General features: G+C 75.5%; 13 protein-coding genes. 1 reads left to right on the top strand and 12 read right to left on the bottom strand.

Going from position 1 to position 15574, the window contains the following annotated elements; genetic code table 11:
- Window positions 1-276: 276 nt before the first annotated feature.
- From ACZ6S5_RS15905 to ACZ6S5_RS15850, 12 genes are all read right to left on the bottom strand, one after another.
- Entirely contained in the window at window positions 277-1500 is a 1224-nt protein-coding gene (locus ACZ6S5_RS15905; protein ID WP_466000938.1) for a hypothetical protein, read from the bottom strand.
- Window positions 1501-1595: 95 nt separating this feature from the next.
- A complete protein-coding gene (locus tag ACZ6S5_RS15900) occupies window positions 1596-3032 on the bottom strand; it encodes a glycoside hydrolase family 16 protein (RefSeq protein ID WP_466000936.1) in 1437 nt (478 codons plus the stop codon).
- A gap of 63 nt (window positions 3033-3095) precedes the next feature.
- Complete coding sequence (locus ACZ6S5_RS15895; RefSeq protein WP_466000934.1) at window positions 3096-3905, bottom strand: shikimate dehydrogenase; 810 nt, start codon at window positions 3903-3905, stop codon at window positions 3096-3098.
- Window positions 3902-5122 (bottom strand): endolytic transglycosylase MltG, encoded by a 1221-nt coding sequence (gene mltG / locus ACZ6S5_RS15890; protein WP_466000932.1) that lies wholly within the window; start codon window positions 5120-5122, stop codon window positions 3902-3904. The genes ACZ6S5_RS15895 and mltG overlap by 4 nt, the downstream gene beginning before the upstream one ends.
- On the bottom strand, window positions 5119-5580 hold the full coding sequence (gene ruvX / locus ACZ6S5_RS15885; RefSeq protein ID WP_466000930.1) for a Holliday junction resolvase RuvX: 462 nt from the start codon (window positions 5578-5580) through the stop codon (window positions 5119-5121). Before ruvX ends, mltG begins: the two co-directional genes overlap by 4 nt.
- A 75-nt stretch (window positions 5581-5655) precedes the next feature.
- Entirely contained in the window at window positions 5656-8334 is a 2679-nt protein-coding gene (gene alaS, locus ACZ6S5_RS15880) for an alanine--tRNA ligase (protein WP_466000928.1), read from the bottom strand.
- Window positions 8331-8636 (bottom strand): DUF6167 family protein, encoded by a 306-nt coding sequence (locus tag ACZ6S5_RS15875; protein WP_148426735.1) that lies wholly within the window; start codon window positions 8634-8636, stop codon window positions 8331-8333. The genes alaS and ACZ6S5_RS15875 overlap by 4 nt, the downstream gene beginning before the upstream one ends.
- Before the next feature lie 25 nt (window positions 8637-8661).
- Window positions 8662-9129, bottom strand: a complete 468-nt coding sequence (locus ACZ6S5_RS15870; protein WP_466000926.1) for a DUF948 domain-containing protein — start codon at window positions 9127-9129, stop codon at window positions 8662-8664.
- Between the two features lie 144 nt (window positions 9130-9273).
- On the bottom strand, window positions 9274-9891 hold the full coding sequence (locus ACZ6S5_RS15865) for a hypothetical protein (protein ID WP_466001065.1): 618 nt from the start codon (window positions 9889-9891) through the stop codon (window positions 9274-9276).
- Window positions 9892-12278: 2387 nt separating this feature from the next.
- Window positions 12279-13778, bottom strand: coding sequence for a replication-associated recombination protein A (locus tag ACZ6S5_RS15860; protein WP_466000924.1), 1500 nt, complete (start codon window positions 13776-13778; stop codon window positions 12279-12281).
- A gap of 73 nt (window positions 13779-13851) precedes the next feature.
- Window positions 13852-14064: a hypothetical protein gene (locus ACZ6S5_RS15855; protein WP_466000922.1), complete on the bottom strand. Its 213-nt coding sequence runs from the start codon at window positions 14062-14064 to the stop codon at window positions 13852-13854.
- A gap of 96 nt (window positions 14065-14160) precedes the next feature.
- Window positions 14161-14715 carry a GNAT family N-acetyltransferase gene (locus ACZ6S5_RS15850; RefSeq protein ID WP_466000920.1) on the bottom strand — a complete coding sequence of 185 codons (555 nt, stop codon included), beginning with the start codon at window positions 14713-14715 and terminating at the stop codon, window positions 14161-14163.
- A 26-nt stretch (window positions 14716-14741) separates the two neighbouring features.
- Between ACZ6S5_RS15850 and ACZ6S5_RS15845 the strand changes: the two genes are divergently transcribed.
- Window positions 14742-15482: a GNAT family N-acetyltransferase gene (locus ACZ6S5_RS15845; protein ID WP_466000918.1), complete on the top strand. Its 741-nt coding sequence runs from the start codon at window positions 14742-14744 to the stop codon at window positions 15480-15482.
- Window positions 15483-15574 lie beyond the last annotated feature (92 nt).

The following is a 15574-nucleotide window of genomic DNA, read 5'->3' as shown; positions in this document are numbered from 1 at the left end:
GACAGCGTCACGCGCGCGGACCGCATCGGGTCCCCTGCCACACCAGCCACCGGCCGGACCTCCCCGCACCATGGGGCCCCGGGCGACGCCCCCACGCATCCCGGGCCGGATCGAACCCGTCGCCACCGACGGGTGGTGATCGAGTGGTGACACCCTAGTGGAGCATTCCTCGCTGCGGGTAGCGGGAACGGGACTGTGCGGCATTTTCCCGCATTTGCCAGTCGCCTCTCCGACAGCCGGCCGCCTCACCCCCGGAGGCGACCCCGACCGGTCGGCTCACTCCCGGGGCGACACCAGCCGGTCGGCGAGCAGGTGCGGCAGCGCGGGGTGCAGCCGGTCGCTCCAACCGCCCCCGCCAGCGGCGAGTTCGGCGGTCCGCAGCCACAGCTCGACCAGGTAGGCGTCGGCGATCAGCCGCCGGCGGGCCGGGTCGAGGCCGAGGGCGTCGCCGTGCCGGGCCAGCGCCCCGCCCAGCTCGGCGGCGGCCTCCGGCACCGGCCGCCCGCGCAGCGACAGGGCACTCTGGAACGCCTGGTGGGCGAGGTCGAAGCCGACCGGCCGGCCGGGGCCGCTGTTCTCCCAGTCCCAGGCGAACAGCCGCCCTCGGTGGGTGCCGAGGTTCCACGGCACCCAGTCGCCGTGCCAGTGGCCGAACTCCAGGGTGGTCGCGCCGTCCCGTGCGGCCAGGGCGGCCAGGGCGGCGCCGACCGGCCCGCCAGCCCGCTCGGCGCGGGCGGTGAGGTCGGCCAGGAACGGCGAGCCGGCGAGCGGGCGGGGCGGGGCCGGCGGGCCACCGCGCCGGGCGACGGCGAGCATCGCCGCCACCTCCGGCCGGTCCGGCCGGAGCAACCGGCGCACCCCGGCGGGCATCGGCTCGACCAGGGTCACCGCCAGGTCGCCCCAGCCCAGCTCGCGCAGCAGGCGGGGCACCGCGGGCAGGTCGCCCACGTCGCGGGGCAGGTCGCGCAGCGCGTCGGCCTCCGCGCGGACCATCGCCCGGGTCGCATCGTTCCAGCCGACCTTCGCGTACGCCCACGCGGCGCCCCGCTCGTCGAAGAGCTGCAGCGTCGGCTTGTGGTGCGGGTCGGGCGGGCGGATGCCGATCGCGGCGTGCAACGGCCGGCCGGCGGTCCGGGCCAGGTGGGCGGTGAGCAGCAGCTCGGCGGGATCGGCGCCCGCCGGGGCCGCGACGGTGAGCACCGGCATCCGGGCCAGCCGGGTGGCCCCGAGCCCGGCCAGCACGCCGACCGCGAGCCGGTTGGCCCGCACCCGGGGCGGCCGCAGCGCGTTGTACGCCAGCGTCGACGCCGCCCCGACCCGGCGGGACGCCAGCGGCAGCAGGAACTTCGCCCGGTCCACCGAGGGCACCACCGCGTACCGGGCGAGGGTCCGCTGACCGGGCGGCGGCGCGGCGACCCCGAGCCACAGCCGCTCGTTCCCGAAGATCGCCCGGGTCACCCAGCCGATGCCGTCCCGGCGGTCCCGTGGGTCCTCCGCCACGTCCTGCCCTCCCCTGTCCCGTCGCACCCCGTGGCGGCCACGACAGGGGCCGCCGGCGCCACGATAGGGCCCGCCGGCCACCTGCCGACGCCCCGTCAGCGCTGCCAGACGCGGACGTGGTCGACCCGGAAGTCGGCGGGGAACGCGGTGGCCGCGTCCGGCGGGCCCAACCAGCCCCCGACCTGGAAGTTCAGCCGCAGGTTGTACGGCTTGTCGAAGACCTCGCCGAACCACGGGGTGGTGCTCCGGTCGCGCTGCCAGATCAGCCGGCCGTCGACGTACCAGCGGATCACGCCCGGCTCCCACTCGGTGGTGTACGTGTGGAAGCCGTCGCCCGGGTACCCGGCCGGGAACTCCCAGCGCTGGTCCTGCTTGACCGGGCGGTAGTCGTAGAAGACGGCCTGGGTGGCGGCCCGGTGGTAAGCCGCCCCGCCGGGCAGCTCGACGACGTCGATCTCGCCCTTGCCCCCGTCGTCCGGCCGCAGCCAGAACGCCGGCCACAGGCCCTGCGAGTCGGTCGGTCCGTTGGGCGACTCGGCCCGGATCTCGAACCGGCCGTAGCGGAACGAGGCCTTGCCGATCGTGTCCAGGTAGCCCTCGGTGTACTGCCGCGGCTGCCCGGCGCACACGGTGGTCCGCCGCTGCGCCCGCAGGGTGAGCACCCCACCGGCGACGATCACATTCTCCGGATCGTCCACGTTGCAGCCGAGGTCGACGTCGCGCGGCTCACCGTCGCGCACGTTCCACTTCGACCGGTCGAGGGTCGTGCCGTCGAACTCGTCCGACCAGACCAGCCGCCAGCCCGGCACCCGGGCGCCGGGGCGGTCGGCCGGCGGCGGGGCGGGCGGGGCCACGGGGCCGGCCTGCGGCGGTCGGGCGGTGGCGGGCGTCCGCGCCGGGGACCCCGGCTCGCGGCGGTAGGTCACCACCAGCCCGGGTCGCAACGCGGGGCGGACGTTCTCGCGGGAGGCCCAGTAGATCCGCCGGTGCCAGTCCTCCTGGGTCAGGGCGAGGGTCACCCGGCCGTTGCCGGTGACGGCGGCGGAGACGTCCCACTCGTTGAAGCCCTGCTCGACCCGGTCCCGGGTGGCCAGCACCGGGCCGAGCACCGGGCGCTGCGCCCAGGCGCCGGCGTTGGCGGCCGAGCCCTGGGCGACGTGGGCCCGTACCCGGGAGGCGAACGGCTGCCAGGCGTAGACGCGCAGCGCGGCGCGCACGTCCACCGCGTCCGGGGGCAACCCGCGGACGGTGAACTCCAGCACCGCGTCGCGCTGCCCGTCCGGGTTGCCCTCGCAGAACCGGGGGCAGCTCGCGAGGGCGGTCTTCACCCCGTTGTCCCCGTCCTGCGGCACCCGGGTGACGGTGGTGTCCGCGGTGGCGGCCACCACGAGCGGCGGCACCTCCGCGACGACCCGGGGCAGCACCACGGCCGTGCCGGCGGCCAGCGTCACGGCCGCCAGGCCGAGCAGCACGCGTCGGCGACGACGCCCGGCGACCGGCCGGGCGGGCGGGGAGGGCGGCGGCGCGGTCACGGAACCCCCTGGGTCGGCGACGAGTTCCCTCAGCAGCGTATCGACCGGGAGCAGCCACCGGCCCTAGGCGCGGGCGGCCGCCAGCGCCGTGCGCATCGCGTCGACCGGGGCGGGCACCCCGGTGAACTGCGTGAACTGGCCGACCGCCTGGGCCAGCAGCAGGTCCAGCCCGGAGATCACCCGGCAGCCGGCGGCGAGCGCCGAGGCCGCGAGCGGGGTGGGCCAGGGATCGTAGAGGGCGTCGAAGAAGACCGACCCCGGCCGCCAGTCGAAGTTGTCCGCGAGCGGATCGGCGACCCCCTTCGGCACGGTCGAGATCACCAGGTCCGCGCGGGCGTGCGCCGGAGCGCCGTCCCAGTCGGCCCCTGCCAGCGGCACCCCGGCCGCGGCGGCCACGGGGCGCAGCTCGTCGACCGCCTCGGGCCGGCGGGCCACCACGGTCACCTCGGCCGCGCCGATCCGGGCCGCCGCCGCGATCGCCGCCCGGGCGGTGCCGCCCGCGCCGAGCACGGTCACCACGGCGCCCGCCGCGCAGCCGGCGGCGGCGAGCACGTCGACCATGCCGGTGACGTCGGTGTTGTCGGCGTACCAGGTGCCGTCGGGCCGGCGTACCAGCGTGTTGGCGGCGCCGACGGCGGCGGCGACCGGCGAGACCTGGTCGGCCAGCGCGAGCGCCGCCTCCTTGCCCGGCATGGTCACCGACAGGCCGGCCCACTCCGGGCCCAGGCCCGCGACCAGGCCGGCCAGCTCGTCGGCCGCGCACTCGATCCGGGTGTACGACCAGCCGGTCAGCCCGGCCGCCGCGTACCCGGCCTGGTGGATGACCGGGGAGAGCGAGTGGGCGATCGGCTTGCCCACGACGGCGGCCCTCACCCGCAGTTCGTCCCGCTCAGCACGCCGTTGTCGCACATCTGCTTCTGCAGCTTCCGGTAGTCGGCGTCGTTGGAGCCGTAGCCCATCGTGCCCTTCTTGTCGATGGTCATGAAGTAGATCCAGTTACCGTCCGGCGGGTCCATCGCGCCCTTGAGCGCCTCCTCGCCCGGGTTGCTGATCGGCGTGATCATCAGGCCGTCCACGTCGTGCGTGTTGTACGGGTTCTTCAGGTCGTGGATCTCGGACTGCTTGAGGACGTCGGAGTCCTTCGGGTTCTTGCCCTGCAGCCGCAGCCAGTAGTTGATCGCGCTGTCGATCTCCAGGCACTTGCAGTGGTACTTGTCGGTGTAGACCCGGTTGTAGATGACCCGGGCCACCTTCGGCATGTCCACGTGGTTGACCGACTCGGCCTGGGCGACGGAGGCCGTGATCAGCGCCTCGTACGGGGAGATCCCCCGCTCCTTCTGCACCGTGTCGACGAACTTCATGTCGCCGGTGACCTCGAGGAACTTGTCCACCATCATCGACAGGATCTGCTCGGCGGTGGCCTTCGGCGGGATCTCGTAGGTCGCCGGATAGAGAAAGCCCTCGATGCTCTTCGGGCCCTTCTTGCCGTCGGTCCGGTTGAACCAGAACGCCGGCACGCCCAGCTTGACCGGGTCCTTGGCGGCCGCCTTGAACTCGGTGACCGGGATCTTGGTCTGCTTGGCGAGCAGGTCGTAGATCGTGAGGCTGATCGTGCCCTCCGGGATGGTCAGCCCGTTGACCACCCGGCTCTTCGGGTCCAGCAGCAGGTTCACCGCGTCGGCGGCCTTCATCTGCTTGCGGACCTTGTACCGGCCGACCTGGATGTTCTTGCTGCGGGAGTTGGCGTCGGCGGCCTCGATGAACGCCTTGGTGCTCTTCACCACGCCGGCGTCGTAGAGGGAGTTCCCGATGTCGGTGAGGGTGTCGCCCGCCTTGACCTCCACCAGCGCCTCGCCGGCGCCGGGGCCGTCGTAGTCGGGGGTGACGAAGTGGTTGCGGATCCGGTCGAAACCGATGTACGCGCCGCCGCCGATACCGCCCAGCAGCACGAGCGCCATGAGCAGGGCGAAGATGGTCTTACCCCGGCCACCGCCGGACCTGCCCTGCCGCTTGCGCACGGCGCCGCGCCGGTGCCGGCCCTTCTCCCCCCTCTCCGCGTCTTCGAACCCCAGGTCAAGATCGTCGATCATTGCGTCCGCCTCCGCTGTGCGTCCAGCCAGCTCTGCAGAATCTCCACCGCGGCGGCCTGGTCGACCACCGCCCGTTGGCGCTTTCCCCGGACGCCCCGTTCGGCCAGCCTACGACTCGCGACCACGGTCGACATCCTCTCGTCGGTGAGCGTCACCGGGATCGGCCCCATTACATCGGCCAAACGGGCAGCGTACGCCGATACGTTCGCCGCCGCCGGGCCATGCTTTCCGGCGAGGTTGACCGGCAGGCCGACGACGATCTCGACCGCCTCGTGCTCGGCGGCCAGCCGGACCAGCTCGGCCATGTCGGTGGGCACAACGTCCGGAGCCGCGGTCAGGTCGCGGGCCAGGGTAACCAGCGGAGTGGCCAGGATGCCGTGCGGATCCGACCGGGCCACCCCGACCCGGACCTGCCCGACATCGACCCCGAGACGCACCCCACGGGACGGTTCAGCCATCTACCGGACACTTCCCCTCCGGTACGGGCCAGGGCGGACCGTCCGGTCCGCCCTGGCGTCGATCGGTTACGGCCATCACGCCTCGGCGATGGCCCTCTCCACGGTCAGCAGCAGGTTCGGCGCCTCCGCGGCGGGCAGGCCGCCGCCCTGGGCCAGGTCGTCGCTGCCGCCGCCCCGGCCGGAGAACGCGGCCTTCACCAGGTCCTTGGCGGTCAGCCCACGACCGCGGGCCGCCGGGTTGACCGCCACCACGAGGGAGGCCTTGCCGTTCGCCCGGGCGGCCACCGCGACCACCGCCGGGCGGGCCGGGTCGATCCGGCCCCGAATCTCCTGGGCCAGAGTCCGCACGTCGTTGCCGGCCGCACCCTCGGGCGCCTCGGTGCCGACGTACGCCACCCCGCGCACGTCCTTCGCCCCCGCCGCGAGGCTCGCGGCGCCGCCCAGCACCAGCTGGGCACGGAGCTTCTCCAGCTCCTTCTCCGCGTCGCGGAGCTGGGTCACGGTCTGCTCCACCCGGTCCGCGACCTGCTCGCCGGGAACCCGGAACAGCTCGGCCAGCCGGGACACCAGCAGGTGCTCGCGGGCCAGGAAGCCGAACGCGTCCATGCCGACCAGAGCCTCGATCCGGCGCACGCCGGAGCCGACCGAGGCCTCCGAGAGGATCTTCACCAGGCCGAGCTGGGCCGAGCGGGCCACGTGCGTGCCACCGCACAGCTCGCGGGCGTAGTCGCCGACCTCGACGACCCGGACCCGCTCGCCGTACTTCTCGCCGAACAGCGCCATCGCGCCGATCCGCCGGGCCTCCTCCTGGCTGGTGATGAAGGCGTGCACCTCCAGGTCGGCCAGGAGCACCTCGTTGACCTGCTGCTCCACGTCGTGCAGCACGCTCGGCGCCACCCCGGTCGGGGTGTTGAAGTCGAACCGCAGCCGGCCCGGCGCGTTCAGCGAACCCGCCTGGGTCGCCGACTCGCCGAGGAAGTTGCGCATGGTCTGGTGCACCAGGTGGGTGGCGGTGTGCGACCGGGAGATCGCCCGCCGCCGGGACACGTCGATCTCGGCGTACCCGGTCTCCCCGGCGCGCACCTCGCCCCGGACCACCTTGGCCCGGTGCACGATCAGACCCGGCACCGGCTGCTGCACGTCGAAGACCTCGAGCTGGCCGCCGCCGACCGTGATCAGGCCCTGGTCGGGCTGCTGCCCGCCGCCCTCGGCGTAGAACGGGGTGGTGTCGAGCACCAGCTCGACGGTGTCCCCCTCGACCGCCGCGTCGATCGAGGCCCCGCCGGCGAGCAGCGCCCGCACCCGGGACTCCCGGTTCAGCTCGGTGTAGCCGGTGAACTCCACCGGCCCGCCGCCGTCGAGCACCGACCGGTACGCCGACACGTCAGTGTGGCCCGTCTTGCGCGCCTGCGCGTCCGCCTTGGCCCGGCTGCGCTGGTCGGCCATCAGCCGGCGGAAGCCCTCCGCGTCGACCTGCAGGCCCTGCTCGGCCGCGATCTCCAGGGTCAGGTCGATCGGGAAGCCGTACGTGTCGTGCAGCTGGAACGCCTTGTCGCCGGAGATCGACGCCTGCCCAGCCGACTTGGTCTCCGCGATCGCGGTGTCCAGGATCGTGGTGCCGGCGCGCAACGTAGCGAGGAAGGCGTCCTCCTCGGCGTACGCGTACTGGGAGATCCGGCCGAACTCCTCGGCCAGCTCCGGGTACGACGGGGCCATGCAGTCCCGGGCCACCGGCAGCAGCTCGGGCAGCGCCCGGTCCTGGTAGCCGAGGAGGCGGACCGCCCGGATCGCCCGGCGCATGATCCGGCGCAGCACGTAGCCGCGGCCCTCGTTCGACGGGGTCACCCCGTCGCCGATCAGCATCAGCGCGGTGCGCACGTGGTCGGCGATCACCCGCAGCCGCACGTCGTCCGGGTGCGACTGGTTGGCCGCGTGGCCGGAGTGCGCGCCGTAACGCTTGCCGGTCAGCTCGGCGGCCTTGTCCAGGATCGGCCGGACCTCGTCGATCTCGTAGAGGTTGTCGACGCCCTGGAGGAGGGAGGCCATCCGCTCCAGGCCCATGCCGGTGTCGATGTTCTTCGCCGGCAGTTCGCCGAGGATCGGGAAGTCCTCCTTGCCGACGCCCGGGCCCCGCTCGAACTGCATGAAGACGAGGTTCCAGAACTCCAGGTAGCGGTCCTCGTCGACCTCCGGGCCGCCCTCCCGGCCGTACTCCGGGCCGCGGTCGTAGTAGAGCTCGGAGCACGGGCCGCACGGGCCGGGGATGCCCATCGACCAGAAGTTGTCCGCCTTGCCGCGCCGCACGATCCGCGCGTCCGGCACGCCGGTGCGCCGCCAGATGTCGTACGCCTCGTCGTCGTCGAGGTAGACCGTGGCCCAGATCCGCTCCGGGTCCAGCCCGAAACCGCCCGCCTCGACCGGCTTGGTGGCCAGGTCCCAGGCGAGCGGGATCGCCCCCTCCTTGAAGTAGTCGCCGAAGGAGAAGTTGCCGTTCATCTGGAAGAACGTGCCGTGCCGGCTGGTCTTGCCGACCTCGTCGATGTCCGGCGTACGGATGCACTTCTGCACGCTGGTGGCGCGCGGGTACGGCGGGGTCTGCTGCCCGAGGAAGTAGGGCACGAACTGCACCATGCCCGCGTTGATGAACAGCAGGTTCGGGTCGCTGATGGCGGGCAGCGGAGCGGACGGCACCACGGCGTGACCGTTCGCCTCGAAGTGGGCGAGGTACCGCCGCTTGATCTCCGCCGTCTTCATCGCTGGTGCTCCTCCGGGAAAATCTCTCGATCGCCGATGCGCGGGTCCTCCCGCAGCTCGGCGAACTGGTCGTCGTACGCCTCGCCGCGGGCGAAGGCTTCGTGGATCTCCTGCTCGCGCTCGGCCATGCCGGCCCGGACGTCGTCCACGAAACTCCGGACCGACTCGACGAGGCCGCCGGCGGACTCGGACAGCCCGCTGGCGATGCCCGCCGGCGTGTACGCCTGCGCGGTGCGGGTGGCCTTGCGTACCACCAGCACGCCCACGGCCAGCCCGATGCCGAGCCAGAACAACCGCCTCATGGTCACATCCTCCCGCTCGGCCGGATCACCGGTTGGTGCGCTTCTCGGCGCGGCGCCGCTGCTTGATGATGTCGCGGGCCTCGCGCTCGTCCTCCGCGTGCCGGCGGGCGGCGGCGGCCTTGCGCACGCCGTAGCCGAACGCGGCCACCTTGACCAGCGGGTTCGCGGCGGCGGCGGAGACCACGGCGGCGAGGTTGGCCACGTTGGCGGTCACGTTCTGCGCGTGTGTGGTCATGGTGTCCACCTTGGCGAGCTGGAGGTTGACCCCGTCGAGGGAGGTCTGCACCTGCTCCAGGGCGGTGTTGACGTTCTTCACCGTGGTGTTGACGTCCCCGAGCAGGGGGGTGGTGCGGTCGTTCAGCTCGGTGATCATGCGGGTCGTCGCGTCCACGGTGTGCCGCAGCCGCAGGATCGGCACCGCCAGCACGAGCACCAGCATCAGGAACGCGCCGGCCGCGATCAGCGCAGCGATCTCTCCACCACTCACGCCCATGTCCTCCTCAAGCAGTGTCCCGGGGCCCGACGCCCCGGAACGCGCGACCGTCCTACCCACTTCGCCCCATGCCGACCCGTCGGGGTCAACGGGCGCACGCGGGCCCGCCAGCCCCAGACCCTACCGTCCGTGACGGAACGCGGCTCACGACGGTGAGGGTGTCAGCTCGCCGAGAGGATCGTCGGTGAGGGTCGGGTACGGATCCTCACCGGTGAGTGACGGATCAGTGCTCGGCTGTGGTCCGGTCCGCTCGTCGTCGATCGCGTTGCGGACCTTCACCGACACCAACGACCCGGTGCACTCTCCCGCTGCGGGCGAGGGCGCGGGAGACGGCGCGGGTTCGCCGTCGACCGGAGGCGGCACGCAGGTGGGGTCGCGTACCCAGAGGTCCAGGGTGAGCTCGTCCCGACGCCAGCAGGTGTAGCTGCCGTTGACCTTCTGCTCCGGGCAGCGACCGACCTTCCAGCGCCGCCAGCCGTCGCCGGCCAGGGCCCGCTCGTAGACCTGGGCGGTCTCCTTCCAGGCCTTGTCCGACTCGACGGTCCGCTCCCGCAACCGGCAGTCCTGCAGGCACCACCGGCTGCCGCTGACGTTGTCCACGGTCTTCGTCGCCGCCCAGGACGGCACGTCGAGCTGGTCGAGGGTGTCGAAGACCGGGTCGTGGCTGAGCGTGCGCAGCCCGAAGTAGAGCGGGACGGCGCCCAGCAGCACCAGGCTGACCAGGGCCAGGATGCCCATCCGCAGCCGCCGCCGCTCGCGCATCTGCCGGCGCAGCTCGGACCGGGCGCCGCGCAGGCCGCCGACCGTATCGGTTTCCTCCGCCGGCCCGGCTTCGGCCCGGCGCAACGCCGGCCCGTCGGCCGTGCCGGGTCGCGGCCCGGCCGGCTCCCCGGGCGGTACGACCGCGGCCGCCCGGGCCACCGCCGGCCCGCCGGCTCCCGCCGGGGGTACGGCGGCGGGGCCGCCCGGACCCGGTCGGGTCACCTCCGGCCCGGGCGGGGTGGCCCGCCCGGCCGGTCGCTCGTCCGGCCCGCCGGGACGGGCCACCGCGGCGGCCGCCCTCGCCACCGCCGGTCCACCGGCACGCGGCCCGGGCTCGCCACCCGGCTGCGGAGCGCGCCCGTCGTCGCCCGGGGTACGCGGCGGGACGGCGCCCTCCGGAGCCGGCCGGGCCGCGCCGCGGGCCGGTCCGCCGGCACGCGGGTCGGCACCGGCCGGCCCGGCGCCACGGGGGTCGCCGCCCGGTCCGCCGCCGCGTGAGCCGGCGCCGCGGCGGTCGGTGCCGCGCGGGTCACCGGGCGCCGGGGCACCGCCGCGCGGGCCGCTGTCGGCCGGGGCCGGCCCACCGGGGCGTGCGGCGCCGCGGGCGGGACCGGACCGGTCGGCCTGCACCGGCGGCACGGCGGCCGCGGCCGCACGCCCGGTCGGTGCCCGGTCAGGTCCGCCGGGCACGGTCGGCCGGCCGGCGGTCGGCTCCCCCACCGGGGAGCCGGTGGGCCGGGCGACCGCCGGCATGGCGGGATCGGTGTGCGAGGTGCGTCCGGCCTGGCGGAGCCAGTCGGCCGGCCGTACCGGACGCTGCGGGCGGGATTCGTCGGCGTCCTCCCGGGCCCGGCGCGGGCCCGGCGCGGTCCCGGCGGACCGGCCTGCGTCCGGCGCCGCCGCCGGCCGGTCGGCGGACGGTCCCGGCTCCTCGGCCGTGCGCCGGCCGGCGCGGGTCGGCGCGTCGCCCGGCGCCGCCCCGCGGCCCGCCGGCGGCACGGCGTCGTCGGCGGCTCTCCGCCGGCCGGCGCGCGTCGTGGCCTCGTCGGCTGCCGCGCGACCGGGCGACGCCACGCCGTCGGGCGCCGCCCGACGGACGGGCGGCACGGCGTCGTCAGCGGCGGCCCGGCGACCGGGCGGCACGACCTCGTCGACAGCCGCCCGACGACCGGGCGGCACAACCTCGTCGGCGGCGGCGCCCCGGCGACCGGTGGAGGTAGGTGCCGCACCGGAGGCGGCCCGGCGACCGGTCGGCGCCTCCGGCGCGACGCGGCGCCCGGCGGACGGGGCGTCGACGCCGGACGCGCCGGCCGGGACGCCCGGCACGGACGGAGCGTTGCCGCTGCGCGGCACGATCACCGGCTGCTCGGCTTCGTCGGCACGGCGGCGACCACCCGCCCGCCCGCCGACCGGAGCGTCGGGCCGGCCGTCGCCGGGCTCGGCGGCCCGCCGGCCGGCACCGGAGACGGGACGGATCCCGGGCTCCGTACCGTCCGGAAGGGACCGCCGGCCGGCACCGGAGACCGGCTGCACGCCGGTGTCGACGCCACCGGGAACGCCGCGGCGACCCCCACCCGATACCGGCCGGACCGCCGGGTCGACGCCGCCCTGGTTCGGACCGGAGGCCGGTCCACCGGACTCGTGTCGACCGCGCGGGGTGGGCGGGACGGGGCCGCGCGGCCCTTCCGGTGGCACGTTCGGGCCGGACGGCCGGCCGGCGGCGGGGGCCTGACCGGGCCGGGCCCGGCCCGGGCCACCCCGGGCGGGCTCTGGCGCCGGCCCGGCGGACGGCACCGGACCGCCACGGGGACCGGGAGGCGGCGTCACCCGGCCGGGCTGGCCGGCGGGGCCGCCCGGTCGGCCGGGGACCGGCGGAGCCGGTGGCACCTGACCGGTCGGCGCGTCCGCGCCACGGCGGGGTGGCTCGGCGACCTGCCGGGGGCCGGGCGAGCCCGGCCAGGGCCCGTCGACCGGCCGCCGCCGGCCGGTGGCCGGGTCGGGGCCGTCGGGGCGGACCGGGGGCGTGGCCGGGCCGTCGAGCGGGCCACGGCGCGGCGGACCGTCCGGACCGGGACGGCCGGTGGGCGGCGGCGCCGCTGCGGGGCGGGGCCCGCGCGGCGGCTCGGGAGCGCCGGGACGGGGCCCGGGACCGGCGGGCGGCGGTCCGCCCCGTACGGGCGGCACCGCACCGGGCGCGTCACCGCCCGGGCCGAGTTCGCCCCGCTGCTGCTTCGCCGTCCGCAGGTCGTCGATCCAGCCGAACTCCTCGCCGGCGGTCGCCTCGTCCGGCTCGGCGTCGGCCTTGCCCCGGCCCCAGCGTCGGCCCTTGGCACGAGGGTCGCGCCGCTCCTCGGGGCCTTCCTCGGGACGCTCCGGACCACGCGCCATCACTGCTGACCCTCCCCGACGGCGTCGCTGCCGCCCTCGTTCGCCCCGTCGACCTGCTCCGGACCCGCCGGACGACCGCCGTTCACGGCGGCCGGCACGCCGGCCTCCGCGCGCGCCACCGGCGCCGGCAGGCCGCGCACGATCCGGCGCAGCAGCGGCAGTCGGCCCGCCACCGCCCGCTCCGCACCGTGGCCGGTGGGCCGGTAGTAGTCGGTCCCCACGAGATCGTCCGGAGCGTACTGCTGGGTGACCACTCCGCGGTGGTCGTCGTGCGGGTACCGGTAACCGGCACCGTGGCCCAGGCCCCGGGCGCCGGCGTAGTGGGCGTCCCGCAGCCCACGTGGCACCGGGCCACCCCGGCCGGCGCGTACGTCGGCGATGGCCGCGCCGATCGCGGTGGTGGCCGAGTTGGACTTCGGGGCGGTGGCCAGGTGGATCACCGCCTGGGCCAGGTTGAGCTGCGCCTCGGGCAGGCCCACGTACTCGACGGCGTGCGCGGCGGCGGTGGCGACGGTCAGCGCGGTGGGATCGGCCATGCCGACGTCCTCGCTGGCGAAGATGACCATGCGCCGGGCGATGAACCGGGCGTCCTCGCCGGCCACCAGCATCCGGGCCAGCCAGTGCAGCGCCGCGTCCACGTCCGAGCCGCGCATGCTCTTGATGAACGCGCTGGTCACGTCGTAGTGAGCGTCGCCGTCGCGGTCGTACCGGACGGCGGCGACGTCGACCGCCTGCTCGGCGGTGGCCAGGTCGATCCGGCCGGCGCCCAGCGCGGTGGCGGTCGCGGCCGCCGCCTCCAGGGCGGTCAGCGCCTTGCGGACGTCGCCGCCGGCGAGGCGGACCAGATGGTCCTCCGCCCCGGGCTCCAGGGCGAGCGCGCCGCCCAACCCGCGCTCGTCGCCGATCGCGCGGCGCAGCAGGCCGCGTACGGCGTCGTCGTCCAGCGGCTGGAGGGTGAGCAGCACGCAGCGGGACAGCAGCGGCGAGATGACCGAGAAGTACGGATTCTCGGTGGTCGCCGCGAGCAGCGTGACCGTCCGGTCCTCGACCGCGGCGAGCAGCGAGTCCTGCTGGGTCTTGCTGAACCGGTGCACCTCGTCGATGAAGAGCACGGTCTGCGCGCCGCCGGCCCGGCGCTGCCGCCGGGCGGTGTCGATCACCGCCCGGACGTCCTTCACTCCGGCGGTCAGCGCGGACATGGCGACGAAGCGGCGGTCGGTGGCCCGGGCGACGAGGTGGGCGATGGTGGTCTTGCCGCTGCCGGGCGGCCCCCAGAGGATCACCGACATCGGCGCGGCGCCCTCGACCAGCTGGCGCAGCGGGGCGCCCGGGGCGAGCAGGTGATCCTGCCCGACCAGCTCGTCGATGCTGGCCGGCCGCATCCGGACGGGCAGCGGCGAGTCGGCCCCGACGGCGGTGAACGCGTCGACGCCGGAACCCGCGGGGGCGCTGGGCGCTCCGGCGGGTTCGCCGAGGGTGAAGAGGGCGTCGGACTCCATCACGAGAACAGTACCGGGCGCGGCCGACGACGCTGGAATCGCGCCGTGGGCCGCGCCCGGTGATCCGTTCCGGTCAGCCGCGCCCCGGCCGCCGACCCCGGTACCAGCGGCCCCCGCCACCACCGCGCGGGCCGGCACCGACCCCGGCCAGGTAGAGGGAGAGCAGCAGGAAGCCGATGAGCATGAGGGTGTGCGTGTTGAAGAGATCGGGCGCGCCGAGGTTGGTGTTCAGGAAGTCGAGCAGCAGCGCGAAGCCGAACACGATGGCCGCGAGAATGGCGAGCATCTTCGTTCCTCCGGTGGGGGGTCCCAGTAGGTCGGCGACGGATGTACCCAATCGGTCTGCTCGTCAATCTCCACCCTGGACCCCGGCCACCTGGCGCTACCGGTCGGTGGCGAGAATCGCGTACCGCACCGAGTCCCACCAGCGCCCGCGGACCAGGAGATGGTCCCGGCTGACGCCCTCCGGTCGCATCCCGACCTTCTCCAGCACCCGCCGGGAGGCGACGTGGTCGGGCCGGGTGGTGGCCTCCACCCGGTGCAGCCCCACCTGCTCGAACGCCAGCCGCAGCAGCAGGCCGGCGACCTCGGTGCCGAAGCCCCGGCCCCAGTGGTCGGCGCCGAGCACGTAGCCGATCTCCCCGCGTCCGTGTTGCGCGCTCTCCACGGTCAGCGTGCCCATCCCGATCAGCCGGTCCCCCGCCACGGCGGCCAGCCGGTACGCCGGCCGCGGCTCGCCGCCGGCCTCCTGCCGCCAGGCCGCGACGGCGTCCCGCACCTCGTCCGGCGAGGGCGGGTGCTCGTCCAGCACACGCTCGAAGACGCGTGGGTCGGCCAGCAGCGCGTGCAGCGGCGCGACCTCGGCGTCGTCCAGTTCCCGCAGGACGCAGTGGGGGCCGGCGAGACGCACCGGCCGGACGGAGCGGACGGAGGTCACGGATTCTCCTCTCGTAGGCTGGCGGCATGATCACTGCCGACCAGGTGCTGGTGGGTCGGGACACCCTGCTCGCCGCCGCCGGCCATCACCCGTACGCCCGGCACGCGCTCTGGCGGGACCAGGAGGCGCGGGGGTGGCGGCGCGACGGCGCGGTGGGCTGGCTGCTCCCGCCGGCGCAGGGGCCCGCCGGTGGGGCGCTCGGGCCGGCCGGGCCGGCGCTGGAGGTCTTCGCCGGCCTCGTCGCGGACGGGACGCTGCACGCCGGCCAGTGGCTGCACCTGCCCCGGATCTCGGCGGACGAGGTGGCCGAGCGGTTCACCGTTGCCCGGCTCGACGAGTGGGACTTCCTCTGGACCACGACGGCCCCGCCGGAGCAGTCCGGGGAGGAGCGGGTGGTCCGCCTCACCGAGGCCGACCACCCGGCGCTCGACGCGCTCATCGAGAGCTCCTTCCCCACCACGACCTCCCGCCCGGGCGATTCGCGCATCGTCGACTGGTACGGCATCCGGGACGGGGACCGCCTGGTCGCCTGCGGGGCCGACCGCAGCCGGGGCGACATCGGCTTCCTCGCCGGCCTCACCGTGGCGGCCGACCGGCGGGGCCGGGGCCTGGGCGCGGCGCTGACCGCCGGGATGACCCAGGCCCTGCTCGGCCGGTACGACCATGTGGCGCTCGGCGTCTACACCGACAACGTCAGCGCCATCCGGCTCTACCGCCGCCTCGGCTACACCGGCACCGAGCCCCGCAGCTCCGTCCACCTCGGCTGACCGCCCCGCCACCGCCCGCCAGCCGGGCCGACGCCCGTATCCCGGGTGTGAGTCGTTCGCGTCATCAAGTTCGTGCGTCCGGCCAGCCTTGT

Source organism: Micromonospora sp. NPDC051924, assembly GCF_055586005.1.
Note: the sequence above shows the minus strand (reverse complement) of the source record. Positions and strands in the feature narration are given on the sequence as shown.